17 protein-coding genes are annotated in these 24,749 nt (G+C 60.5%); 8 read left to right on the forward strand and 9 right to left on the reverse strand.

The window, feature by feature from the left end:
- The first annotated feature begins 36 nt into the window (after positions 1-36).
- The gene (locus tag J9870_RS02270) at positions 37-333 is read left to right on the forward strand and encodes a type II toxin-antitoxin system HigB family toxin (protein WP_210642518.1); all 297 of its coding nucleotides are present in this window, start codon (positions 37-39) and stop codon (positions 331-333) included.
- On the forward strand, positions 330-731 hold the full coding sequence (locus tag J9870_RS02275) for a helix-turn-helix domain-containing protein (protein ID WP_210642519.1): 402 nt from the start codon (positions 330-332) through the stop codon (positions 729-731). Before J9870_RS02270 ends, J9870_RS02275 begins: the two co-directional genes overlap by 4 nt.
- A 62-nt stretch (positions 732-793) precedes the next feature.
- On the opposite strand, the gene J9870_RS02280 is transcribed toward J9870_RS02275, so the two are convergent.
- From J9870_RS02280 to J9870_RS02300, 5 genes are all read right to left on the reverse strand, one after another.
- Entirely contained in the window at positions 794-1,144 is a 351-nt protein-coding gene (locus tag J9870_RS02280; RefSeq protein ID WP_210642520.1) for a DUF6124 family protein, read from the reverse strand.
- A gap of 546 nt (positions 1,145-1,690) precedes the next feature.
- Positions 1,691-3,154, reverse strand: a complete 1,464-nt coding sequence (gene selO, locus J9870_RS02285) for a protein adenylyltransferase SelO (protein ID WP_210642521.1) — start codon at positions 3,152-3,154, stop codon at positions 1,691-1,693.
- Positions 3,155-3,192: 38 nt separating this feature from the next.
- Positions 3,193-6,555, reverse strand: coding sequence for a mechanosensitive channel MscK (gene mscK / locus J9870_RS02290; RefSeq protein WP_210642522.1), 3,363 nt, complete (start codon positions 6,553-6,555; stop codon positions 3,193-3,195).
- Between the two features lie 34 nt (positions 6,556-6,589).
- Positions 6,590-8,332, reverse strand: coding sequence for a potassium/proton antiporter (locus J9870_RS02295; protein WP_210642523.1), 1,743 nt, complete (start codon positions 8,330-8,332; stop codon positions 6,590-6,592).
- Positions 8,333-8,496: 164 nt separating this feature from the next.
- Positions 8,497-10,122, reverse strand: coding sequence for a methyl-accepting chemotaxis protein (locus tag J9870_RS02300; RefSeq protein ID WP_210642524.1), 1,626 nt, complete (start codon positions 10,120-10,122; stop codon positions 8,497-8,499).
- A 258-nt stretch (positions 10,123-10,380) separates the two neighbouring features.
- Between J9870_RS02300 and J9870_RS02305 the strand changes: the two genes are divergently transcribed.
- Together J9870_RS02305 and J9870_RS02310 are read left to right on the forward strand one after the other, a co-directional pair.
- The gene (locus J9870_RS02305) at positions 10,381-10,611 is read left to right on the forward strand and encodes a hypothetical protein (protein WP_210642525.1); all 231 of its coding nucleotides are present in this window, start codon (positions 10,381-10,383) and stop codon (positions 10,609-10,611) included.
- Positions 10,608-10,910: a cell division protein ZapA gene (locus J9870_RS02310; protein WP_210642526.1), complete on the forward strand. Its 303-nt coding sequence runs from the start codon at positions 10,608-10,610 to the stop codon at positions 10,908-10,910. Before J9870_RS02305 ends, J9870_RS02310 begins: the two co-directional genes overlap by 4 nt.
- 218 nt (positions 10,911-11,128) lie before the next feature.
- On the opposite strand, the gene J9870_RS02315 is transcribed toward J9870_RS02310, so the two are convergent.
- Both J9870_RS02315 and putA read right to left on the reverse strand, forming a co-directional pair.
- On the reverse strand, positions 11,129-12,931 hold the full coding sequence (locus tag J9870_RS02315) for an acyl-CoA dehydrogenase (RefSeq protein WP_210642527.1): 1,803 nt from the start codon (positions 12,929-12,931) through the stop codon (positions 11,129-11,131).
- A gap of 242 nt (positions 12,932-13,173) precedes the next feature.
- Positions 13,174-17,127 carry a trifunctional transcriptional regulator/proline dehydrogenase/L-glutamate gamma-semialdehyde dehydrogenase gene (putA, locus tag J9870_RS02320; protein ID WP_210642528.1) on the reverse strand — a complete coding sequence of 1,318 codons (3,954 nt, stop codon included), beginning with the start codon at positions 17,125-17,127 and terminating at the stop codon, positions 13,174-13,176.
- A 462-nt stretch (positions 17,128-17,589) separates the two neighbouring features.
- On the opposite strand from putA, the gene putP reads away from it, so the two are divergent.
- Positions 17,590-19,074 (forward strand): sodium/proline symporter PutP, encoded by a 1,485-nt coding sequence (gene putP / locus J9870_RS02325; protein ID WP_210642529.1) that lies wholly within the window; start codon positions 17,590-17,592, stop codon positions 19,072-19,074.
- Positions 19,075-19,223: 149 nt separating this feature from the next.
- Here the strand turns inward: putP and J9870_RS02330 are convergent, their stop codons facing one another.
- Together J9870_RS02330 and J9870_RS02335 are read right to left on the reverse strand one after the other, a co-directional pair.
- Complete coding sequence (locus tag J9870_RS02330; RefSeq protein WP_210642530.1) at positions 19,224-19,988, reverse strand: heparin lyase I family protein; 765 nt, start codon at positions 19,986-19,988, stop codon at positions 19,224-19,226.
- Positions 19,989-20,212: 224 nt separating this feature from the next.
- Positions 20,213-20,707 (reverse strand): DUF2165 domain-containing protein, encoded by a 495-nt coding sequence (locus tag J9870_RS02335; protein WP_210642531.1) that lies wholly within the window; start codon positions 20,705-20,707, stop codon positions 20,213-20,215.
- A gap of 265 nt (positions 20,708-20,972) precedes the next feature.
- Between J9870_RS02335 and tssI the strand changes: the two genes are divergently transcribed.
- The 3 genes from tssI (at position 20,973) to rlmJ (ending at position 24,676) form a co-directional block, all read left to right on the forward strand.
- The gene (tssI, locus tag J9870_RS02340) at positions 20,973-23,027 is read left to right on the forward strand and encodes a type VI secretion system tip protein TssI/VgrG (protein ID WP_210642532.1); all 2,055 of its coding nucleotides are present in this window, start codon (positions 20,973-20,975) and stop codon (positions 23,025-23,027) included.
- On the forward strand, positions 23,024-23,755 hold the full coding sequence (locus tag J9870_RS02345; RefSeq protein WP_210642533.1) for a DUF4123 domain-containing protein: 732 nt from the start codon (positions 23,024-23,026) through the stop codon (positions 23,753-23,755). The genes tssI and J9870_RS02345 overlap by 4 nt, the downstream gene beginning before the upstream one ends.
- A gap of 81 nt (positions 23,756-23,836) precedes the next feature.
- Positions 23,837-24,676: a 23S rRNA (adenine(2030)-N(6))-methyltransferase RlmJ gene (rlmJ, locus tag J9870_RS02350; RefSeq protein WP_210642534.1), complete on the forward strand. Its 840-nt coding sequence runs from the start codon at positions 23,837-23,839 to the stop codon at positions 24,674-24,676.
- Positions 24,677-24,749 lie beyond the last annotated feature (73 nt).

Raw genomic sequence — 24,749 nt, forward strand, 5'->3', positions numbered from 1 at the left:
TAACTCCTCCATAGCAAAATGCGATAAGGATGTTGCATGCATGTGATTACCGAGAAACGCATTTGGGAGGCCAAGGAAAAATGGCCTCACTGCGCCAATTCGCTGGATCAATGGTATCGGCTTATCAAACGCAACAGCCCGGCTGACTTCGCTGCGATGAAATCTATTTTTCCCGCAACCGACAAGGTCGGCCCGCTACATGTGTTCGATATTGGTGGCAATAAGTTGCGACTGATCGCTGTGGTTCGCTACCGACCTCAGCGCTTGTACATCAAATTCTTGCTGGATCATCAGGAATACGACAGAGGCAAGTGGAAGGAGGAACGGGGATGAGTGCACTGATCGAACAAGTCGCCGCCCATTGGGAGTTTGTGTCGCCCTTGCTGCGCAAACCCAGGAACGAGGAGGACTACGACCGGTTGGTTGCAGCTCTCGATGAGTTGTTGGAGCGGGTTGGCGAAGACGAAGCCCATCCCCTGATGAGCCTGGTGGACATCATCGGTGAATGGATCGAGGCCTGGGATCATCAACACCGGCCAATGCCCAAGGCCACTGGCGTTGAGGCGCTTCGTTATCTGATGCGCGAACACGGTTTGAGCCAGAGCGATTTGCCGGGCATAGGCACCCAGTCGGTGGTATCGGAGATATTGAGCGGCAAGCGCCAGCTCAATTTAAGGCAGATCCGCTGGTTGGCGGAGCGCTTCGGCGTATCGGTTGAGACCTTTATTTGATGGCTTGGCGCGGCGCACTAACTGCGGCGAGGGAGCTTGCTCCCGCGCCACAGGGGGAGGCGCTATGTCGACTGGCGGGGCTCGACGTTGTCCAGTGCGCGGTTCGCCAATAAGCTGCTCAGTTCGATCAACTGCTGAATGCCCATGGCTACGTGCCGCCTGGAGCCTTTCAGGTCGAAGGCCAGGTCGCTAACCATGGCGTTGGCCGAGGCTAGGTTTTCGCTAAGGTTGGCGAGCAGGGTTTCGGTGTCGACGCCATTGACGACGGTGAACAGTTGGCTGGGATCAGCCTCGGGTTTGCTGGGTTTGGGGTTGAGGTAGCAGTCGAGGACGCGCTCGGCCGTTTCGTCGAATTCTTTTGAGTTTGGGTGGGTTGGATCGGTATCTGGCGGGTTGGGGGTTGCTTTGAACATGGTGAATCTCCGTGATTGGTTGAGCCACCACGACCTATCGCTAAACAAGTAAAGGTGGCGGCTGTACGCAGGTTAGCGATCCGGGTCACAGAAACCCCGGGTAGACCAGAAGGTCTCCCACGCACAGCCACCATTAAGCGAGTTGCAGACGTAAAAGACTGCAATCGAGACTGGGCATTGTTGCGTCTGTGTTGAGTCGGATCGCTAAACCCGATCGCTGATTTTCAGCGACCAGGAAACGATAAAGCCCGACCCCAAGGCGCACAAACCGGCGGATTCTGGCGCAGTTGTAGGTAACGGCGCAAGGCGGCGTAGCCTGGTCCTGAATGGTCCTACATCGGAATAAACACGCTGACTGTTACAGGGAGTGGATTGGCTTGATGTTCAAGCGTTGGACTGAGAAGTCTGTGGTGAATTGAAGATCGCCATCGCGAGCAAGCTCGCTCCCACATTGGGGAACTGTGTGGCCGCGATATTTGCGACAACACCCAATCCCTGTGGGAGCGAGCTTGCTCGCGATGACTGTCGTTCAGGCAAACCTGAACGTTACGACGAACAACTGATCTCCAGATGCTTGCCCCACTCCGGCGGACGTTGCGCGTAGCTGTCCATGCCCGGTTGTTCTTCGAATGGGTTGCTCAGCACCGTGTGCAAGCGACGGACTTCTTCGTAGTCGCCTGACTCGGCAGCGTCGATGGCTTTCTGCGCGAGGTAGTTGCGCAGCACGTACAGCGGGTTGACGGCGTGCATGCGGGTGCGGCGCTGGTCCTGATCGACAACGTCCTCGCGGCTGACGCGGGCAATGTACAGCTCGCCCCAGGCGTCGAAACCCTTGAGGTCGACGAAGTCATCGCGAAGGATGGCGACGGCTTGTTCGGGGGATTGATCGCCCAGCCGGCGGAAAAACAGGCTGTAGTCGACGCCGCTGTTCTGCATCAGTTGCAGCAGGCGCTCCACCAGTTTCTGGTCATCTTCTTCGGCGCGGGTCAGGCCGAGGCGGCGGCGCATCAGGTCCAGGTAGTGGGCCTGGAACAGCGGCAGGTACAGGCCAAGGGTTTCGCGCAGGGCTTCGACGCTGATGAACGGCGTCAAGGCCTGGGCCAGGGCGCTGAGGTTCCACTGGCCGATGGGCACCTGGTTGCTGAACGAGTAGCGGCCCTGGTCATCGGAGTGGTTGCAGATGAAGTTGGCGTCAAAATCGTCGAGGAAGGCGAACGGCCCGAAGTCGAAGGTGATGCCCAGGATCGACATGTTGTCGGTGTTCATCACGCCGTGACAGAAACCGTAGGCTTGCCATTTGGCAATCAGCTCGGCGTTGCGCTCGACGATTTCGCGGAACATCGCCAGGTACGGTTCCGGTTGTTCACGGCACTCGGCGAAGTGCAGGTTCAACACGTGCTCGGCGAGGGCGGCATGCAGCTCGGGTTTCTTGGTGTAGTAGAAATATTCAAAATGCCCGAAGCGCACATGGCTGGGCGCCAGGCGCAGCACCATGGCGGCGCGCTCCTGCTTTTCGCGCCATACCGGGGTGTCCGAACCGATTACGCACAACGCGCGAGTGGTGGGGATGCCCAGGGCGTGCAGCGCTTCAGAAGCGAGGAATTCGCGAATCGAAGAGCGCAGAACCGCCCGCCCGTCGCCCATCCGTGAAAACGGTGTCTGGCCGGCACCCTTGAGGTGCAAGTCCCAGTGCTCGCCGGCCTCGTTGTACACCTCGCCCAACAGTAACCCGCGGCCATCGCCCAGTTGCGGGTTGTAGTGACCGAACTGGTGCCCCGAATACACCATCGCCCGCGGCTCGGTTTCGGCCCACAACTTGTGGCCGCCAAAGATCTCGGCAAACAGCGGTGCCTGGGCTTCGCTTGGGTCCAGGTCCAGCAAAGCCATCGCGGCCGGGCTGGCGACGACCAGTCGTGGATTGTCGATGGGCTCGGGCAGCACGTGGGTCGATAAACCGTCGCCCAGGCGGGCGAAGCGGTTATCGAAGGTCAACGTTTCCAGCGTTTTCATGGCCGTCTCCGGCGCGATGCCTGCAAGGCATCCCGCGATCAGTCGAGTGTGTCTTGCGGCGGCTCGGGCACCGGTTTGATGTTGGCTACGGTCGAGGGCACGGGCGTGACGGTTTTTTTATCAGGCTCGGCGGGCACCAGTTTGTATTCCTGGCCCTGCAGGTTCTTCAGATAGATTTCCATTTGTCGGAAGGAGATGTTGATGTGCTCCTTCTTGAATTCACGGTTGATGAAGCGGTTGATCTCATCCAGCACCGGGTTGCGGTCACCGAGGTCGCGTACGTGCATGCGCAGCTCATGGTCCAGGGTGCTTTCACCGAAATTCAGGAAATACACGATCGGTTCCGGTTCCTTCAACACCCGCGGGTTCTCGCGGGCGGCCTTGAGCAGCAGTTCGCGCACCCGATCCAGGTCCGAGCCGTAGTCCACGCCCAGTTTCAGGGTCACCCGGGTCACGGTGTCGGTCAGCGACCAGTTGATCAACTGCCCGGTGATGAAGGTCTTGTTCGGGACAATGATGTCCTTGCGGTCGAAGTCGGTGATGGTGGTCGCGCGAATGCGGATCTTGCTGACCGTGCCCGACAGGTTGCCGATGGTGATGGTGTCGCCGATCCGCACCGGGCGCTCGAACAGGATCATGATCCCGGAGATGAAGTTGGCGAAGATCTCCTGCATGCCGAAGCCCAGGCCCACCGACAGCGCGGCCACCAACCATTGCAGTTTGTCCCAGCTCACGCCGAGGGTGGACAGGGTGGTGACGAAGCCGACGCCAGCAATCACATAAGACAGCAATGTGGTGGTGGCATAGGCGCTGCCCTGGGCCAGGTTCAGTTTCGACAGTACGAACACTTCCAGCAGGCCCGGCAGGTTGCGCGCCAGGGCGAAGGTGATGCCGATGATGATCAGCGCGCCGAGCATGTCACCGATGCTGATGGGCACCATGCTCATGTTGGCGCCGGTACCGCTGGTGTATTCGTATAGGGTGATGTTGTCCAGGTACGAGAACACGCTGATCAGGTCCGACCAGACCCAATACAGCGCGGCGATGAAGCCACCGAGCAGGGCCAGGCGGATCAGGCGCAGGGACTGTTCGTTGACCTTCTCGATGTCCAGCGTCGGTTCTTCGATCACCGCTTCGCCGTCGCCGGCTTCCTTGGCCGCCTGACGCTTGGCCAGGGCGCGCTGGTAGGCCAGGCGCCGTGCCGCGACCGACAGACCGCGCACGAAGGTAGCTTCGATCACCAGCCAGAACATCAGCAGGTACAAAGTGTTGATCAGCCGGTCGCTGAGTTTCAGCGCGGTGTAGTAGTAGCCAAAGCACACGGCCACGAACAGCGCGATCGGCAGGGCCGTGAACATCACCCCGACGGCCTTGCGAAACAGCGAGGTGTTCTGGTGCGTCGGGCTGCTGAGCAGCAGGCGACTGAGCAGCCACGCCATCAGGGCGTAGCAGGTCAGCACCACCGGCATGCCGAGCACGTCATCGGCCAGGGCCGAGGGTTGCAGTTCGGCCACGGCCACCACGGCCACGAGCGCCAGTACCACCAGCCCGAGGCGACGGATCCATCCCTGCAGGAATTCGACTTGGGGTTTCTCCCAACGGAAATGCAATTCGGCCACGCCGCCTGGGGCCAGTACGCGATAGGCGGTGTAGAACACCAGCCAGGCCTGGCCGATTTGCAGCAGCGCCGCGCCGAGGTTGGCGTTCTGGCCACGGGCGTCGATCTGCAAGGCGTAGCCGCACAGCGCCAGGGCCAACGCCAACGGCATCGCCAAAAGGATATTGATCAGGATTGCCTGGGGCGTGTGCCACTGGCTGTCGCGCTTGAAGTGGCCAACGTCCTGGTGAACCTTGTTCAGCCGGGCATAGAGACTCTTGCGCCGCCACAGCAGCGCCCCGATCAGCAGTGCCAAGGGCAGGAACAGCAGCGGCCGTTGGGTCAGGCCATCGGCCAGTTCACTGAGGCTCGAAGCCCAGGGCAGTGAGTCGACCTGTTTCTCCAGGCGCACTGGCACGCTGCGCATCCATTCGAAATCCAGCGGTTTGTTGCTGGGGATCCAGAACATCTGTTCTTCAAGGGTTTCGCGCAGGTTTTGGGCGGTGCTGAGCAGTTGTTTCTGGTTGAGCTGCAAGGTGATGGATTCGTTGAGCACTGCGCTCAATTCGCGGTTCAGGCGTTCCAGCAGGTCGACGCGGGTCAGTGCCAGGTCCAGCAGGGTCTTGCGCAGTTGCGGTGTGGCTTGCTCCGACGGCTGGGAGGCCAGCAGGTTGTCGACATAGGCGCTTGGATTGTTCAGCAACTCGCGCTGTTGGCTGACTTCGAACTGGTACAGGCGGATGTCGGCGATCTGGTCGGCCAGGTTCTGGTCCAGCTTCAAGCGTGGCAGGGTCTGGCGTTGCTTGTAGAGGATCTTGGAGAGCAGCAGGCTGCCCTTTAGCACGCTGATCTGCTCGTCCAGGGCGGCGTCGGTCTGGGTGACGCTGTCCAGCAGTTGCTTGGTTTGCAGGTTCTGCTGGGTGACCTCGTTGAGACGGTCGGTGCTCTTGAGCAGGTAATCGGAGAGCTTCAGGTTGGCCGCACTTTCGGTCGCCAGCAGGCTGCTGCCGCCAGCCTTCTGGGCTTCGATGGACTGCTGCGTCACCGTCTCCTGGGACTGGGCCAGGCGCTTCTGGTTGATCAGGTTTTGCAGGTCCTGGATTTCCTGCTCCGTGCGGGCGATTTTTTCCATCAGCAAGTCGTGCTGGCCGTTGCCCAGGTCTTGCAACTGGCTGTTGCCGGCCAGTTCCTGGCGGCGTAGTGGAATCAGCGCATTGAGTGCTGCCAGTTCGGCGGTGAGCTGGTCGCGTTGTTCGCTGCTCAGGGTCTTGCCGGCGTCCCTGCCGGCCTTGAGTGTGGCGTTGATCTGTTGGATGCGGGTCTGGCTGTTGGAAATTTCCGCCTGGGCGCGCTCGGGGCGGGTTTGGGCGGTGATGACCAGGCTGTTGGCATCGGCCAGGGCTTTTTGCAGATCACCCTGCTGGGTGGAGCGATCCGTCAGCATCTGCTCGAGCTGGGGAATCGGCAGGTTGGCGTAACGTTGCGCAACCGGCACCACCGTGCTGCCCTTGAGCCGCGCCAGCTCGCGCTGGTTTTCGATGTTCTGCTTGGGAGCGGTTGCCAACTGCTGCTTGAGCGCGAGCAGCTTCTGTTCGTAGTCGGCCTTGTTGTTGAGCTGCGTCAGGGTGTTTTGCAGCACTGCCTGCAAGGCTTTCTGCTCGGCTTCCGGCAGTTTGCGGTCGGCAATCTTGTCCAGGCTGGCCTCTACCGAGGCGCTGGTGAGCGGTTCAGCGGCTTGCAGCGAGCAGATGGAAAGACTCAGGCCCAGCAGGGCGATGGCGAAAAAGGAGCGCAGGGTAGGCATAGAGACCGGTCAAGCAAGTGAGAGTGGGAGCAGTTTAGAGGAACAAGCCGGGACCCGGGCGACTTCCTTCGGGGAATCTGACGCCCACTTTGCCGATCTTGTTCCCGTCCATGACCGCGACGGTCCACAGGGTGTTGTTCCATTCCACCTGGTCACCGACTACCGGTGCGCCACCGACTTTCTGGGCGATGAAGCGGCCCAGGGACATGTCGGGATCGATACCGTCCAGTTGCAGCCCGTACAGCGCCGCAACCGCGGCCAGCTGGGCATCTCCTTCGAGTACGAAGTCGCCGAAGAAGCGCAGATCCAGGCCCCGTTGCGGCGCTTGGCTGAACAGTTTTCCCAGGGCCGGTAAATCGTGTTCATGGCCGATAACACACAGCAAATCATCGACTTCCAGCACGGTACTACCCGACGGATGGAGCAATTGCTGGCCACGAAACAGCGCCGCGATGCGCGTGCCGTCGGGCATTTTCAGGTCTCGCAAGGGCGAGCCGATGCACCATTTTTCCGCACCGAGGCGATAGATGAACAGCTCCCACTCACTGGTGACGTGGACTTCCAGCGCGGCCCGGGAAATCGGCAGGGGCTCGGGCGGGACGGTCACGTGCAGCAACTTGGCGACCCATGGCAGGCTTGTGCCCTGCACCAGCAGCGAAACCAGCACGATAAAGAACGCCAGGTTGAAATAGAGCTGGGCATGGGGCAGGCCGGCCATCAACGGGAACACCGCCAGGATGATCGGTACAGCGCCGCGCAGGCCGACCCAGGAAATGAACGCCTTTTCGCGACCGTGGAAAGCCTTGAACGGCAACAGGCCGACCATGACCGACAGCGGGCGGGCAAACAGAATCATCCACAATGCCAGGCCCAGGGCGGGCAGGGCGATGGGCAGCAGGTCATGGGGCGTGACCAGCAGCCCCAGCACCAGGAACATGCCGATCTGCGCCAGCCAGGCCATGCCGTCGAGCATGTGCAGGATGCCGTGGCGGCTGCGCACCGGACGGTTGCCGATCACCAGGCCGCACAGGTACACCGCGAGGAAGCCGCTGCCGTGCAGGGCGTTGGTCAAGGCGAACACGGCCAGGCCGCCGCTGATGACGAGGATCGGGTACAGGCCGTTGGCCAGGTTGATGCGATTGACCAGTTGCAGCATCAGCCAGCCACCGCCCAGGCCGATCACCGCGCCGATGCCGAACTCGCGCACCAGATGGCCCAGCAGGCTCCAGTGCAGGCCGGTTTCGCCACTGGCGAGCATGCCGATCAGGGTCACGGTGAGGAACACCGCCATGGGGTCGTTGCTGCCGGACTCGATCTCGAGAGTGGCGCTGACCCGTTCATTCAAGCCCTTGCCGCCCAGCAGCGAGAACACTGCCGCGGCATCGGTCGAGCCGACGATCGCGCCGATCAGCAGGCCCTGGATCAGGTTCAGGTTGAACAGCCATGCCGCCGCCAATCCGGTCAGCCCGGTGGTGATCAATACCCCGATCGTGGCCAGCGACAGCGCCGGCCACAAGGCCACGCGAAAACTCGAGACCCGCGTGCGCAAGCCGCCGTCCAGCAGGATGACCGCCAGTGCAAGGTTGCCCACCAGGTAAGCCGTGGCGTAGTTATCGAAAAGAATACCGGCGCCGTCGACACCGGCCACCATGCCCACGGCCAGGATAATCACCAGAATCGGGATGCCCAGGCGGGACGAAAGAGAACTGACCAGAATGCTCGCACCTACCAGCAACGCGCCGATCAAGAACAGGCTGTTGATGGTCGTTGCAGTCAAAGGCGTTACTCCGGGAAAACTGAAGGGCGGGCACAGACTGACCATGCAGTCTGCGTGCCAGCGATTCTAACCTGTTGAAATGTGATGCTGTCAAAAAAGGTTGGGAGAGTGGGTAGCTGATCGTTCCACGCAGAGCGTGGGAACGATCAGATCAGAGATGGGGCTTAAAGGCTGAACCGCCCAACCATGCTGTTCAGGTCCACAGCCAGGCGCGACAGTTCGGCGCTGGCGGCGCTGGTCTGGTTGGCACCGGTGGCCGATTGCACTGAAAGGTCGCGGATGTTCACCAGGTTGCGGTCCACTTCACGGGCTACCTGGGCTTGTTCTTCGGCGGCGCTGGCGATCACCAGGTTGCGCTCGTTGATCTCGACGATGGCGCTGTTGATCGTGTCCAGGGACATACCTGCACCGCGAGCGATATTCAGGGTCGACTCGGCACGTTCGGTGCTGTTGCGCATCGAATCCACGGCGTGTTCGGTGCCGCTCTGGATGCTGCCGATCATGCGCTCGATCTCGCTGGTCGACTGCTGGGTGCGGTGAGCCAGGGCGCGTACTTCGTCCGCCACCACGGCAAAACCGCGACCGGCTTCACCAGCACGGGCCGCTTCGATGGCGGCGTTCAGCGCCAGCAGGTTGGTCTGGTCGGCGAGGCCGCGAATCACGTCCAGCACCTTGCCAATGTCACGGGACTCATCGGCCAGGTTGCCGATCAATGCTGCGGTGCTTTGCACGTCGGCGCTCATGCGTTCGATGGCGCTGACGGTTTCCTGCACCAAATCACGACCGTCACCAGCGGAAGTGGTGGCGTTTTTCGACGCTTCGGAGGTGCTGACCGCATTGCGCGCCACTTCTTCCACGGCGCTGGTCATTTCGTTGACTGCGGTGGCGGCCTGTTCGATTTCGTTGTTCTGCTGGGTCAGGCCGCGGGCGCTTTCATCGGTGACACTGTTGAGTTCTTCGGCGGCGGAAGCCAGTTGAGTGGCTGAACCGGAGATCCGCTGCAGGGTGTCGCGCAGTTTTTCCTGCATGGTCGACATTGCCCGCAGCAGGCGACCAGCCTCGTCGCTGCCGTCGACGGTAATCGGCCGGGTCAGGTTGCCCTTGGCGATTTCCTCGGCGGCGTCCAGGGCGTTGGCAATCGGTTTGGTAATGCTGTTGGTCAGCAGCCAGGCGAACAGCAGGGTCAGGCCGGTGGCGATGACCAGCAGCGCGACGACCAGATTGAACGCTTTCGAATATTGTTGCTCCGCGTTCTGGTTGAAAGCCTCGGCTTGGCGGTTATTGATGTCCAACAGGCGGCCAAGGACTGCGTTGACGGCTTCGGAGTTGCTCAGCAGTTCGGTGTTGAGCAATGCCCGCAGTTCCTCGATCTGATTACCGCGCGACAGGGTTTTCATCCGCTCTTCGAGCTGACGGTACTGACCCAGCAGTTGCACATATTGATCGTAGGCGGCCCGTTCTTCCGGGGCGCTGATGAGTTTTTCGTAGGCCGTCTGGGCGGCGCGGATCTGTTGGTTGCGTTGCTCGAACAGCTCATAGGTTTTCTGCTGGATGTCCGGTTCGCGGTTGGTCAGCAAACGATAGGACAGCACCCGCAGGCGCAGAGTGAGCTGGGTGAATTCATCCAGGGCCTTGATGCTGGGCACGCTGTTCTCGGCGATGTTTTGGCCGGACGATCGAATGTTGCTCATCTGGGTCAGGGCAAACACCCCCAGGGCCAGCATCAGGGCGCCGATCAGGGCAAACCCGAGGAACGCCCGCGGCGCGATATTCATATTACGTAGAGACATGGAAAGTACCGGGAAGAGACGCGTCCGTGCTGGGCTTGACTACTGTTCCCTGACTTATCGGTCATACGACTAAAGTCTTGAGGGCACCCTGTGCTTTTGTCACTGAGCAAAGACCGCGGTGCGACGAAGGGTCGGAACCAGATTCCCCATACGCAGTCTCTAAAACTCGCCGCAAAAGCACTGCCGCCCGGTAAAGCGTGGTATTGGCAGTGACTTTTCTTTATCGTACGCGCCCCTTGAAAAAGCCTGGAAATCAATATGTTGGAAGCATCCCTCAGCCAGCTGGAGCAACTGGTCAACGACCTGGTGCAACAGAACCGTCATCTCACTGGCCAGAACGAAACCCTGAGCGCGGAACTTGCCAGGGCCAAGGATGAAAACGAAAGCCTGCAACTGAGCCTGATGGAGCAGGAAGAACTGCACGGCGCCACCGCCGCCCGTATCCAGGCCCTGATCGAGCGCGCCAGCACCGGTCCTGTCAGCGCATGAAGCACGGTGCTGATGGGGTGACAGTCATCTCGATCCTGGGAGAGGACTATTCAATCAAGGCACCGGCCGGGCAGGAACAGGCCCTGCTGGACGCCGCATCGATGCTCAAGGCCGCCCTGGCCGACACCAAGAGGAAATACCCGACGCTGATCGGTGATCGCCTGCTGGTACTGGCAGCGATGAACCTGTGCTCGCAACAGATCGAAATGCAAAAGGTTCATCAAGCGGAACTCGACCGTTATCAAGAGCAAGTCAGCGCCACGGTCGAGGTGATTTCCAAGACGATCCAGCAGGCCTGAAACCGTTAGCGAATGTTGACTGTGTGGCTTATGTGGGAGCGAGCCTGCTCGCGATGGCGTCAGCACGGCTACCTGTGTGTTGGCTGAAACACCGCTATCGCGAGCAAGCTCGCTCCCACAGTGGATCGGTGGTGAACGCAGGTTTTGTGTTCACCGGGAATCCCCTGTGGGAGCGAGCAAGCTCGCGATTGGGTTGCAGCCGCGCCACCAAAGCTGGATCAGAACCACTCATCCCGCATCCCGAGGCACGTATCATCCCGCGCCTCAAGCAGGTCCAACTCATGGTGGCAACCCGGTACTTCCCAGGTCAGGAAGTAGCGCGCCGCTTGCAGCTTGCCTTTATAGAAGTCGCTGTCCGCCGCATTCCCCTTGGCCAAGCCTTCCTCGGCGCGAATCGCCTGTTCCAGCCAGCGCCAGCCAATCACCATGTGCCCAAACACCTTCAAGTACAGCGCCGAGTTGGCGAGGCTGCTGTTGACCTTGCCCTGGCCCAGGTCCGTCAGCAGGCCGAGGGTGACCGTTTGCAGGCGCGCTACCAGGGCTTCCAGCGGCTGGCGCAACGACGTCAGTGATTCATGGGCCTGGGCGCGTTCGCTGGTGTCGGCCACCAGGCGGATCAGTTGCTTGAGCCCGGCGCCGCCGTTTTGTGCCAGTTTGCGCCCTAGCAGGTCCAGGGACTGGATGCCGTGGGTGCCTTCGTGGATCGGGTTCAGGCGGTTGTCGCGGTAATACTGCTCCACCGGGTATTCGCGGGTGTAGCCGTGGCCGCCGAGAATCTGGATCGCCAGCTCGTTGGCCTTCAGGCAGAACTCCGAGGGCCAGGATTTGACGATGGGGGTCAGCAAGTCCAGCAGCTCATGGGCGCGCCGGCGCTCGACTTCGCTCTCAAGGGTGGTGGTGTCGTCGAACAGTCGCGCGGCGTACAGGCCCAGGTCAAACGAACCCTCGACGTAGGCCTTCTGGGTCAGCAGCATGCGGCGTACGTCGGCGTGCTGGATGATCGCCACGGGGGCAGTGGTCGGGTCCTTACTGTCGGGCACCCGTCCTTGGGGACGCTCGCGGGCGTATTCCAGGGAATACAGGTAGCCGGCGTAACCCAGCATTACCGCGCCCATGCCGACACCGATCCGTGCCTCGTTCATCATCTGGAACATGTAGCTCAGGCCGTGGTGCGGTTTTCCTACCAGGTAACCGACGCATTCGCCGTTGTCACCGAAATTCAGCGCCGTGGAGGTGGTGCCGCGCCAGCCCATCTTGTGGAACAACCCGGCCAATAGCACATCGTTGCGTTGGCCGAGGCTGCCGTCGTCATTGACCAGGAACTTGGGCACGATAAACAGCGAAATACCCTTAACGCCAGGCGGCGCGTCCGGCAGTTTCGCCAGGACCATGTGCACGATATTTTCCGACAACGGATGATCGCCGCCAGAGATGAAGATCTTGTTGCCTTTGAGCCGATAGCTGCCGTCAGGCGCCGGCTCTGCACGGGTGCGAATATCCGACAGCGAAGAGCCCGCGTGAGGCTCGGTCAGGGCCATGGTGCCGAAGAAACGCCCGTCGATCATCGGTTGCAGGAAGCGTTGCTTCTGTTCCTCGCTGCCGAAGCTTTCGATCAGGTTCGCCGCGCCCATGGTCAGGAACGGGTAAGAGGTGGAAGCGGCGTTGGCCGCCTGGAAATGCGCGAAGCAGGCCTGGGACAGCAACGTCGGCAGTTGCATGCCGCCGGCGTCGAAGCTGCGCGCGGCGTTGAGAAAACCGGCCTCGAGGAAAGCATCCACTGCCGGCTTCACTTCTGGAATCAGAATCGCCTGGCCGTTCTCGTAGCGCGGTTCGTTTTCATCGTTCTTACGGTTGTGCGGGGCGAAAAATTTCTCGGCGATGCTGCGGGCCGTGCCGAGGGCCGCGTCGAAGGTTTCGCGATTGTGTTCGGCAAACCGCTCGCGCTGGGTCAGGCCCTCGGCATCAAGGACTTCATACAGCTCGAAAGCCAGATTGCGGGAACTGAGCAACGTCTCGGACATGGCGGCCTACCTTTTTTTGGAATGGGCCGAGTCTAGGCGTGGGAATAGAGGCTGAACAGGATGATTGATTTGGGTGATGGAGGAGTGAGGGCGCTGCTAATCGAATGTGGGAGCGAACTTGCTCGCGATAGCGGTGGATCAGTCGACAACATTCCTGACTGAACCACCGCTATCGCGAGCAAGCTCGCTCCCACAGGATAGGGGGCTGAGCATCTATTGCAGATGCTCAGCTAATCCCTCGCTTAGCCGATGGTCATCAGGCTGGCGTTACCACCCGCCGCAGCGGTGTTGACGCTCAACGCCCGCTCGATCACCAAGCGCTCCAACGCAATGTTGGTTTCACCCTGGGACAAACCGTGCACTCCAACGATGGCGCCGGCGCGCTTGGCCACCTGCTGGCAAACGCTGCGCAGTTGGTCCGAGTCGCCGTGGTGCAGGACGGCGTCGAACAGCACGTCGTCCTTGGCCCAGTCGGCCACTCGCTGGATGCGTGCCTGAATCTCCTTCGGCAAGCGTGCGAACAAGGCTTTGCTGGTGTCGGTTTCCGGCCACACGGCCGAGCCACCTACGGCCAGCACGGCCGCCAGTTGCGTCAGCAGATCGCCTTCCACGTCCGCCAGGCACAGCACGTGCTCGCGGGGCAGGATGGCGTAGCTGTTGCGCTCGCCGGTCGGGCCGGTCAGGGTCCGGGTGATACCGCTTTGCGATTGGGCGGCGAACTGCACGCACAGGGCGCTCAGTTCGGCCAGCTTCTGGCTGTCGGCCCAGGCTTGCAGGGCCGTCAGCGGCTTGCTCATGGCATCGCGCAAACGCAGGTCCGGCGCAGTCAGGGCGTCGCCACGCACGAAGGATTGCTGGATGGCATCGGTTGGACGGGTCGACAGCAGGCGGTACAGGTACAGCGGACCGCCCGCCTTGGGGCCGGTGCCCGACAGGCCTTCACCACCGAACGGCTGTACACCGACCACGGCCCCGACAATGTTGCGGTTCACGTAGACGTTGCCGGCATGGACGTTGTCGACCACTTTGGCGATGGTCTCGTCGATACGGGTGTGCACGCCGAGGGTCAGGCCATAGCCGGAGGCGTTGATCTGGCTGATCAACTGATCCAGCTCCTTGCGCTTGTAACGCACCACGTGCAGCACCGGGCCAAAGATCTCGCGTTGCAGCTCGTCGAAGCTTTCCAGTTCGATCAGGGTCGGCATCACAAAGGTGCCACGCTTGCACTCGTCGCTGTCGGCGATGGCCATCTGGTACACGGTGCGACCTTTGTCACGCATGGTTTGGATGTGTTTCTCGATGCCGGCCTTGGCTTCAGCGTCGATCACCGGGCCGATGTCTACCGACAAGCGCTCGGGGTTGCCGAGGCGTGATTCAGCCATGGCGCCCTTGAGCATTTCGATGACGCGGTCGGCGGAATCTTCCTGCAGGCACAGCACCCGCAGGGCCGAGCAGCGTTGGCCGGCACTGTCGAAGGCCGAGGACACCACGTCGATGACCACTTGCTCGGTCAGCGCCGAGGAGTCGACGATCATTGCGTTCTGGCCGCCGGTTTCGGCAATCAGCGGGATCGGACGGCCCTGGTTGTCCAGGCGACCGGCGATGTTGCGCTGCAACAGGCGAGCGACTTCGGTGGAACCGGTAAACATCACGCCTTTAACCCGGTCGTCACCCACCAGGCGGGCGCCGACGGTTTCGCCACGGCCCGGCAGCAGTTGCAGCACGCCTTCCGGAATGCCGGCTTCGAGCATCAGGCGCACTGCTTGTGCGGCAACCAATGGCGTCTGTTCGGCAGGCTTGGCCAATACCGGGTTACCGGCGGCCAGGGCAGCGGCCACCTGGCCGCTGAAGATCGCCAACGGGAAGTTCCACGGACTGATGCAGACCACCGGGCCCAGTGGGCGGTGGGCGTCGTTGGTGAAGTCGTTGCGGGCCTGCACCGCGTAGTAGCGCAGGAAATCCACGGCTTCACGTACTTCGGCGATGGCGTTGGCGAAGGTCTTGCCGGCTTCGCGGGCCAACAGGCCCATCAGTGGCTGGATCTCGCCTTCCATCAGGTCGGCGGCACGCTCGAGGATCGCGGCGCGTTCGGCTGGCGGGGTGGCCTGCCAGATCGGCGCGGCGTTGAGGGCGCACTGAATGGCGTTGTCGACGTCGGTGATCGTGGCTTCCTGCACATGGCCGACCACGTCACGATGATCGGACGGGTTCAACACCGCTGCCGGAGTTTCTTCGCTGGCGGCACAGCCGAGCATCGGCACGGCTTTCCAATCGTTATGGGCAGTGGCCAGCAAGGCGCAGGACAGCGAAGCCAAACGATGTTCGTTGGCCAGGTCGATGCCGCTGGAGTTGGCGCGGTCGCTGCCGTACAAGTCGCGAGGTAGCGGAATACGTGGGTGTGGCAGGCCGAAGCCGCCTTCCAGCGTCGCCATCTGCTCGATGCTGGCCACTGGATCGGCCACCAGCTCCTGAATCGAGATGGACTGGTCGGCGATACGGTTGACGAACGAGGTGTTCGCGCCGTTTTCCAGCAGGCGACGTACCAGGTAAGCCAGCAATGTTTCGTGGGTGCCGACTGGTGCGTATACGCGGCACGGACGGTTCAGCTTGCCTTCGGAAACCTTGCCTACAACTTGTTCATACAACGGTTCGCCCATGCCGTGCAGGCATTGGAACTCGTACTGGCCCGGGTAATAGTTCTGGCCGGCGATATGGTAGATGGCTGCCAGGGTATGGGCGTTGTGCGTAGCGAACTGCGGGTAGATGACTTCCGGCACCGACAGCAATTTGCGCGCGCAGGCGATGTAGGAAACATCGGTGTACACCTTGCGGGTATAGACCGGGTAGCCTTCCAGGCCTTCGACCTGGGCGCGCTTGATTTCGCTGTCCCAGTACGCGCCTTTCACCAGGCGGATCATCAGGCGATGACGGCTGCGGCGCGCCAGGTCGATGACGTAGTCGATCACGTATGGGCAACGCTTCTGGTACGCCTGGATCACGAAGCCGATGCCGTTCCAGCCGGTCAGTTGCGGCTCGAAGCACAGGCGCTCCAGCAGGTCCAGGGACAGTTCGAGGCGGTCCGCCTCTTCGGCGTCGATGTTCAGGCCGATGTCGTATTGCTTGGCCAGCAGGGTCAGCGACAGCAGGCGCGGGTACAGCTCTTCCATCACACGCTCGTACTGGGCACGGCTGTAACGCGGGTGCAGAGCCGAGAGCTTGATGGAAATGCCCGGACCTTCATAAATCCCACGGCCGTGGGACGCTTTGCCGATCGAATGGATGGCTTGTTCGTACGAGGCCAGGTACTTCTGGGCGTCATGTTCGGTGAGTGCGGCTTCACCCAGCATGTCGTAGGAATAGCGGAAGCCTTTGGCTTCGAACTTGCTGGCGTTGGCCAGGGCTTCGGCGATGGTTTCGCCGGTGACGAACTGCTCGCCCATCAGGCGCATGGCCATGTCGACGCCCTTGCGGATCATCGGCTCGCCGCTCTTGCCGATGATCCGGCTCAGGGAGGAGGTCAGGCCGGCTTCGTTATGGGTAGCGACCAACTTACCGGTCAGCAACAGGCCCCAGGTGGCGGCGTTGACGAACAGCGATGGGCTGTTGCCCAAGTGCGGTTGCCAGTTGCCGGTGCTGATCTTGTCGCGGATCAGTGCGTCGCGGGTGCCTTTGTCCGGGATGCGCAGCAGCGCTTCGGCCAGGCACATCAGTGCCACGCCTTCCTGGGACGACAGGGAAAATTCCTGCAACAGGCCCTGAACAATACCGGCACGGCCACCGGCACTTTTCTGGTTACGCAGCTTTTCTGCAATCGAGGCGGCCAGCTTGTTAGTGGCTTCGGCCATTTCGGCTGGCAGGCGTGCCTGTTCGATCAGCATCGGCACCACTTCCGGCTCTGGGCGGCGGTAAGCGGCGGTGATGGAGGCGCGCAGAACCGACTGCGGCAGGATGCTCTCGGCAAACTCCAGGAAGCATTGGTGGGCGTGGTCGACCTGGACGTCGCCGGCGTCATCGCTGTCGACGCGGGGCGAACCGTTCAGCTCGGTCAGGGTTGCACCACCCTCGAGTTTTTCCAGGTAATTGAAAATTGCCTGTTTGATCAGCCAGTGCGGTGTGCGATCAATCGAGGTCGCGGCCGCCTTGAGGCGTTCGCGGGTCGGGTCGTCGAGTTTGACCCCAAGGGTGGTGGTAGCCATATTTTTATCCTCATGTTTACCACGTATCGCGTGGCATCAGCTGGCGGCAAGATTAGCTGTGGGATGATTGAGGTGCAACCGGGTGCAACCCTTTTTTTCTCGAAATGACAGGCAGCTCATCCGGAAGCGAATGCTGTTCGGTTGATCCTGCACCGGCTTAGTGCTTTGGCTGCCAGCTGAGTGCTGGAAACTGCACTAAAAGGGGGCAAGAAGCACAGGTTTTGCGATAAAACCGATCAGGTGCAACTTATTCGAGCGAAACTGGTTGCACCTTATTTGATTTGTTGAATAGCATTCGCGGCCAAGGTGCAACCGGCTGTCCGCCGAGGGGCATCGGCTGATGGCTTTCCTGGGGAAACATCAGTCATAAATTCGCGGGACTGCAAATCGTCGCTACAGCCTCTGTGTTGTCGGCGCTTTCAACTGCCACCGCTACATAAAAACAAAGCCAGGGCGTAACTCATGAGTGTAAGTAATCCCACCTTGATCACTTTTGTGATCTACATCGCAGCCATGGTCCTGATCGGGCTGATGGCTTATCGCTCCACCAATAACCTTTCCGATTACATCCTGGGCGGTCGCAGCCTGGGTAGCGTCGTGACGGCACTGTCTGCCGGTGCTTCCGACATGAGCGGTTGGTTGTTGATGGGGTTGCCCGGCGCGATCTACATGTCCGGCCTGTCGGAAAGCTGGATTGCCATCGGCCTGATCGCCGGTGCCTACCTGAACTGGTTGTTCGTGGCCGGTCGCCTGCGGGTACAGACCGAGCACAACGGCGATGCACTGACGCTGCCGGACTACTTCTCCAGCCGTTTCGAAGATAAGAGCGGTGTGCTGCGGATCATCTCGGCAGTGGTGATCCTGGTGTTCTTCACCATCTACTGCGCTTCCGGCATCGTGGCCGGTGCCCGTCTGTTCGAAAGCACCTTCGGCATGTCCTACGAGACAGCGCTGTGGGCCGGTGCAGCAGCGACCATTGCCTACACCTTCGTCGGTGGTTTCCTGGCCGTGAGCTGGACCGACACCGTACAAGCCACCCTGATGATCTTCGCGTTGATCCTTACGCCAATCATCGTGTTGCTGGCCACTGGCGGCGTGGACACCACTTTCCTGGCGATCGAAGCAAAAGATCCTACGTCGTTCGATATGCTGAAAAACACCACCTTCATCGGCGTGATCTCGCTGATGGGCTGGGGCCTGGGCTACTTCGGCCAACCGCACATCCTGGCGCGTTTCATGGCGGCTGATTCGGTCAAGTCCATCGCCAACGCCCGTCGCATCTCCATGACCTGGATGATCCTCTGCCTGGGTGGCACCGTGGCCGTTGGCTTCTTCGGTATCGCTTACTTCTCGGCACACCCCGACGTGGCCGGTCCCGTGACCGATAACCCTGAGCGAGTGTTCATCGAGCTGGCGAAAATCCTGTTCAACCCATGGGTTGCCGGCGTGTTGCTGTCGGCCATCCTGGCGGCGGTGATGAGCACCCTGAGCTGCCAGTTGCTGGTGTGCTCCAGCGCCCTGACTGAAGACTTCTACAAGACCTTCCTGCGCAAGAGCGCTTCACAGCTGGAACTGGTCTGGGTCGGTCGCGCCATGGTGCTGCTGGTGGCCTTGGTTGCCATCGCCCTGGCTGCCAACCCGGAAAACCGCGTACTGGGCCTGGTGAGCTACGCCTGGGCTGGTTTCGGTGCCGCCTTCGGCCCGGTTGTCCTGATTTCCGTGATCTGGAAGAACATGACTCGTAACGGCGCGCTGGCCGGCATCCTGATGGGTGCGATCACCGTGATCGTCTGGAAGCACTTCTCGTTGCTGGGTCTGTACGAAATCATCCCGGGTTTCATCTTCGCCAGCCTGGCCATCTACCTCGTCAGCAAGATGGGTTCGCCTACCGCCGGTATGCTGCAGCGCTTCGATGCGGCCGAGAAAGATTTTCGCCTGAACCAGTAAGATCTTCCGCGAGGCCTGGATGGCTCGCTGAAGGTGTCAATAAAAACGGCCCGTCTCCACTGGAGGCGGGCCGTTTTTTATGGGATATCAGTCGGGGGCCTGGCTGGGGTAAAGCGTCTGGTTCCGCAGTCCGCCCTTCGCAGCACATATCAGTCGCATGCCTGTCTGACATCGTCGTATGTGGTGCCTATCTTCAGGCCGGAAATATAGGTTTTTACATCCTCCATGACGCCTGGCTGATGTTTGTTATAAGCGCCCCATTTAGGTTCGTTCGCGCCTATGTTCGTGCCGTCCCAGGTTCTTCCGAAAAAACGTTCCTGGCCATTGCTGAATGCCTGTGCTTGACCATCGAACCATAGCTCCGCCCAGCCGCTGCTCGATTGATTGGAGGTATGTATGGCCAAGACAAGGCAATACCATTTGAACGGCTCAATGGGTTTGCTCCAGATAATGCCGGATGTCTCGGCTGGTGTGCCGTAATAGAAAAGCCTCAGGTTGCCGTCCTTGGCGCTCATCAGGAATGGATAGTTTTGTTGATACCCCGTTTCATAGGACTTCCACTGGAACGGGTGATGATTGCTCTGGGTGTCATTCAGTTTGAATGACCAGCCAATGAAGTAGGTTTTATTTTTTTCGAATCTATAGAGGGTGTGATTGGCACCGGTCCTGATATTGCGCGCTTCGCAGCGGGGTTCGCCGGAACTCTTATGGAATAACCAGGACTTGCCTCGGACCGTATCGTCTATCACGGTGATGCTGGAGGGAGCCGGACATTCGCTCACGGCATTCCCAAATATTTTTTCTTTACCAATAGGATTGGCGGCGTCTCCATCCCAAATCAATTGGGCTTCTGCGAGGGGGCAAAGATCAAACAAAATCATCAGACATGTAGCGGCGAACAAAGAGGGCTTCATGGTGCGCTCCTAAGTGTTGTGATCTTTTTAGCTTTTTTTGAATATGGGTAGGCTTGGCAGCCAGTGAATCGTGCTGTCGATCATTTCTTTTTTTGCTTTTTTTGAAGCTGTCAGTCCTGACAGTTTTTAATGTTGTTTTTTATATGAAGTTATTGGTAAGAGAATTTTTGGTTTTGCTGGAAAGGATCTGCTGGTACTTGCGATCCTCTCCGTCATTCCTCATGTCACTTCGTGTGGGTGTCAGGCTGGTTGAGAAAGATCAACACGCCCAAAATTGCCATATAGAACCTGAACGCGGCATCCTGGCCGTTCCAGATTTCTGATTGCCACATCAGGAACCATTCCCCACCGACGACCATGAAGCCGAAAAACCAGACGAAGAAGCCCACTGTCAGACCGGCAACGGCCCACCCCTTGGCACGGGCGAACACCGAGGCCTCGGCCCGGCGTGCCTGCCACAGCTTCACTGCGCCGTAACCCAAAAGCCCCGCTGTCAGCGCTTCGCCGAAGATGATCAGCCAATAGGCGCCATGCCACATCCAGGGTTGATCGATGGCCCGGTATCGGGCGGAATTGTCGGGGAATGTGGTGTCCATGCTCAGCACGTGATGGACGAAATTGAAGTTGGAGCTGTAGTCCGTGACGTTGTTGAACACAGTCAGGAAGGCGAACGCTGCGAGCGCCAGAATCATTGCGATTTTTGCGTAACGGATCGTCATTGGTGCGTCCTTTGCTTTTTGCGACGAAAGAACGTTAGCACGGCCAGTTGCAGTCCCGAGCCCGTCAATGTGTAGGAAGTTGCTGATTGTTCGTGCGGCGACTTCAGTTTGCCGTCACGCAAGGAATGTCTGTCGGAAAACACAGCGGATACCGCATGCCTTTATCTTCTTGGGTGTAAGGCAAATCTGTTTTTCATGACGGTTGATCAGCTTTCCATGGGGCTCATGCACAATCCCCCGCCTCCATTTTGCAGAGGCACATCGGATGTTCCCGCCTGCCAACCAACCGCGTTTCACGTTGACGCTCGACAGCGGACCGAATGAGCTCAAGGTGCTTGAGTTCAAGGGTACGGAAGCTATCAGTCAACCCTATCGTTTTGACCTGGAGCTGGTCAGTGAGCGGTCTGACCTGGCACTGGAAGAACTCCTGCATCGCCAGTCATTTCTGGGTTTCGGTGAAGGGGAAGGTGGCATACACGGTCAGGTCTATAGCGCAACCCAGGGGGATTCGGGCAAGCGCCTGACCCGTTACCAGATAAGCCTGGTGCCCCGCCTGGCCTACCTGCGCCATCGCATCAATCAGCGGATTTTCCAGCACCTGAGCGTGCCCGATATTGTCGCCCGGGTGTTGAAGGAACACGGGATCCTGGCGGATGCCTGCCAGTTCACGCTTGGCGGGCAGTACCCCGAGCGCCAATATTGTGTGCAGTATGGCGAAAGCGACCTGGCCTTCATCGAGCGGATTTGCGCCGAAGTCGGTATCCATTACCACTTCAGGCACCGCCCTGACGGCCATCTGCTGGTGTTCGGTGACGACCAGACGGTGTTTCCCCGCCTGCCCGAATCGACGCTGTACCTGCCGGACAGCGGCATGGTCGCCGACGAGCCGGCAATCAAGCGCCTGGCGGTGCGGCTCCAGACCCGCAGCACTGCCGTGACGTTGCGCGATTACGACTTCCGCAAGCCCGGCTTGTTATTGGAAACGCACCTGGATAATCGGCAGCGTCCTGCCCTTGAGGACTATCGCTATCCCGGCGGTTTCTCTGCCCGTGACGACGGCATGTATCTGACTCGGCGCGCCCTTGAGCGCCATGGCGCCGACTACCGCGTGGCAGAGGGCAGTAGCGATGAACGCGCCTTCGTCAGCGGACATTTCATGTGCATCAGGGAACATCCTCGGGAGCAATGGAATGATCTCTGGCTCCTGACGCGTGTCGACCATCATGGCCGTCAACCGCAGGTGCTGGAAGAAGTCGCCAGTGCCGTCCCGGATGAATTCCAGGGTTACAAAAATACCTTTCTCGCCACGCCTTGGGATGTGTTCTTTCGGCCACCCCTGTATCACGAAAAGCCTCGGGCCCATGGTTATCAGTCGGCGGTGGTGACCGGGCCGGTCGACAGCGAGATCCATTGCGATGAGTTCGGGCGGGTCAAGGTGCAGTTGGCCTGGGATCGCGACGGTAAACACGACGAACATTCCAGCTGCTGGCTGCGTGTGGCCTCCGGTTGGGCCCACGATCACTATGGCGCGGTGATGATCCCCCGGGTTGGCATGGAAGTCCTGGTCGGGTTCATCGACGGTGACGTGGACAAGCCGATGGTGGTGGGTTGCCTGCCCAATGGCGCCAACCCGGTGCCGCTGGACTTGCCGGCGGACAAGACCCGCAGCCTGTTGCGCAGCCGAAGCAGCCCTGGCGGGGGAGGTTACAACGAACTGCGCATCGAGGATCGCAAGGGTGCCGAGGAGATCTACCTGAGGGCCCAGCGAAACTGGACCCAGCATGTGCTGCACGACCAGCGGGTGCAGGTCGACCATGAGCGCAGCATTGTCGTCACCGGTACGGCGCGACACGAGCTCAAGGCCGATGAACAGCGCCTTACCCATGGTCGGCGCCGGGCTGAAGTCCGGCAGGATGATCATCTGCTGGTGAGTGGCGAGCGGCATATTCGTGTCGGCAGCCAGGTGCTGAGTGCCAGCCAACAGTTTCATGTCAGCGCCGGCCAACACGTGGTATTGGAGGCGGGTGCCAGTGTGACCCTCCAGGCTGGCGGTCATTGGATCAACATCGGGGCCGGCGGGATCTCCAGCAGCGTGCCGATCGAGGTCGGTGGGGCGCCGATGGCGGTCATGAGTGCGGCATCCGGCGTTCCAGGCAGTGCCGAGAAGCGGGTCGCTGCGCTGCCTGCGCTTTCCCTCGCGCAAATCCTCAGTTTCCAGGGCTCGGCGCCGTTCTGCGAGGAGTGTGAACGTTGCAGAAGCGGCGTCTGCGTAGCGCCATCGGTCTTTCGCAAACCTGTCGATATCCAGGAGCGACCATGAACAGCGGTCAATCTCCCCGCGCCTGGCTTGAGGACCATCCTTTGCAGGCCGGCGAGCAACTTTTCGTCATCTTCAGCAATGCCAGTAGCGCCGGGGTGTTGTCGGCCTGGAAGCGCTCGATGAACTCGGAGGCGAGCCCGATCTGGGCCGACACGCCATACGCCGAATGGGAATCGGTCATGCCCTATGTAGGGCTTGTTAGCGTGGACAACGGATTTCTTGATTGGATAGCCGCCACCGACTCGCTCGATTGGGGCTGGCTGGCGGTTTCGTGTGTGAGCCAGCAGACCCTTGCCGAACATTTGCGGGGGCTCACGCAAGTGTTGTTGCCGGGCGGCAAGCCGGTCTTCCTGCGGTTTTGGGATGGGCGCTTTATGCGGTCGATCCTGCAGTCGACGGAGGTGGAGGCCGGGCAACTCTTGCCGGTCATCACGCGCTGCCTGATCAACGGGCAATCCCTTGAGATCGTGGGGAATGCCCAGCGGGCGGCCCGGGCTTTTCCGTGGTGGCAAGTACCCGTCGCGCTGTTGGAGACAATGGCCGAGGTGCCGACGGACTGTCTGTTGGATAACTTGCTCACTTGGCTGGGCGAAGAGCATCCGTATTTGTTCGAGCGGGTCGACGACAGCGTCCTGCGTTGCAAGATTGCCTACTTTCTTGAGCGATCGGAGCCGGTTGAGGCGTCAAAGGCGCCATTGCTGGCGTATCTGGCGCGAGAGCTGGGCTGATTGTGGCCTGTCCGCCGGGCTGCGAACGCCTGACGTCCGACGCGCTTCGAGGTAAACTCGTCGCCCTTCGCAGGAGCCGCCATGAATTATCGCCACGCCTTCCACGCCGGCAATCACGCCGATGTGTTCAAACACCTGACCTTGACCCGCCTCATCGCCTTGATGTCGCGCAAGGAGCAACCCTTCGCCTACCTCGATACCCATGCGGGCATCGGGTTGTACGACTTGCAGGGTGACCAGGCCAACCGTACCGGTGAGTACCTGGAAGGCATCGCACGATTGTGGGGCGAGGGCAATCTGCCGCCGTTGACCGCCGATTACATGAAGGTGCTGCACGAGATGAACCCGGACGGGCAGTTGCGCTACTACCCGGGTTCGCCGGAGCTGGCGCGGCGCCTGACCCGGCCGCAGGACCGGGTGCTGCTCAATGAGAAACACCCTGAAGACGGTGTGTTGCTCAAGGACAACATGAAAGGTGACCGTCGCGTGGCGGTGCACCTGGGTGAAGGTTGGCATGTGTCGCGGGCGCTGCTGCCGGTGGCGGAGAAGCGAGCCCTGATGCTGATCGATCCGCCCTTCGAGCAGCTTGACGAAATGCAGCGCTGCGCCGCTTCGCTCAAGGAGGCCATTGGCCGGATGCGCCAGACAGTGGCTGCCATCTGGTACCCGGTGAAGGACCAGCGGATGTTGCGCCGCTTCTACCAGGACCTGGCCGGCACGGGGGCGCCGAAATTGTTGCGGGTGGAGCTGCTGGTGCACCCGCTGGCGACGCCCAACAGCCTGAACGGCTCCGGCCTGGCGATTGCCAATCCGCCATGGGGGCTGGAGGAAGAGTTGCGTGAGCTGTTGCCGTGGCTGTCGAAAAAACTTGGGCAGACCCAGGGTGGGTGGCAGATGGATTGGTTGATTGCTGAAGGCTGATCAGCATTGGATGGCGTCTGGAAGGACGCCATCGCGAGCAAGCTCGCTCCCACATTGGTTTTGAGGCATCAGC

This window comes from Pseudomonas sp. Tri1 (genome assembly GCF_017968885.1).
Classification (GTDB): Bacteria; Pseudomonadota; Gammaproteobacteria; order Pseudomonadales; family Pseudomonadaceae; genus Aquipseudomonas.

Bases quoted from the DNA above. Each gene is read 5' to 3' on its own strand.
- J9870_RS02270 (WP_210642518.1), top strand. From the start codon at position 37: ATGCATGTGATTACCGAGAAACGCATTTGGGAGGCCAAGGAAAAATGG.
- J9870_RS02275 (WP_210642519.1), top strand. From the start codon at position 330: ATGAGTGCACTGATCGAACAAGTCGCCGCCCATTGGGAGTTTGTGTCG.
- J9870_RS02280 (WP_210642520.1), bottom strand. From the start codon at position 1,144: ATGTTCAAAGCAACCCCCAACCCGCCAGATACCGATCCAACCCACCCA.
- selO (WP_210642521.1), bottom strand. From the start codon at position 3,154: ATGAAAACGCTGGAAACGTTGACCTTCGATAACCGCTTCGCCCGCCTG.
- mscK (WP_210642522.1), bottom strand. From the start codon at position 6,555: ATGCCTACCCTGCGCTCCTTTTTCGCCATCGCCCTGCTGGGCCTGAGT.
- J9870_RS02300 (WP_210642524.1), bottom strand. From the start codon at position 10,122: ATGTCTCTACGTAATATGAATATCGCGCCGCGGGCGTTCCTCGGGTTT.
- J9870_RS02305 (WP_210642525.1), top strand. From the start codon at position 10,381: ATGTTGGAAGCATCCCTCAGCCAGCTGGAGCAACTGGTCAACGACCTG.
- J9870_RS02310 (WP_210642526.1), top strand. From the start codon at position 10,608: ATGAAGCACGGTGCTGATGGGGTGACAGTCATCTCGATCCTGGGAGAG.
- J9870_RS02315 (WP_210642527.1), bottom strand. From the start codon at position 12,931: ATGTCCGAGACGTTGCTCAGTTCCCGCAATCTGGCTTTCGAGCTGTAT.
- putA (WP_210642528.1), bottom strand. From the start codon at position 17,127: ATGGCTACCACCACCCTTGGGGTCAAACTCGACGACCCGACCCGCGAA.
- putP (WP_210642529.1), top strand. From the start codon at position 17,590: ATGAGTGTAAGTAATCCCACCTTGATCACTTTTGTGATCTACATCGCA.
- J9870_RS02330 (WP_210642530.1), bottom strand. From the start codon at position 19,988: ATGAAGCCCTCTTTGTTCGCCGCTACATGTCTGATGATTTTGTTTGAT.
- J9870_RS02335 (WP_210642531.1), bottom strand. From the start codon at position 20,707: ATGACGATCCGTTACGCAAAAATCGCAATGATTCTGGCGCTCGCAGCG.
- tssI (WP_210642532.1), top strand. From the start codon at position 20,973: ATGTTCCCGCCTGCCAACCAACCGCGTTTCACGTTGACGCTCGACAGC.
- J9870_RS02345 (WP_210642533.1), top strand. From the start codon at position 23,024: ATGAACAGCGGTCAATCTCCCCGCGCCTGGCTTGAGGACCATCCTTTG.
- rlmJ (WP_210642534.1), top strand. From the start codon at position 23,837: ATGAATTATCGCCACGCCTTCCACGCCGGCAATCACGCCGATGTGTTC.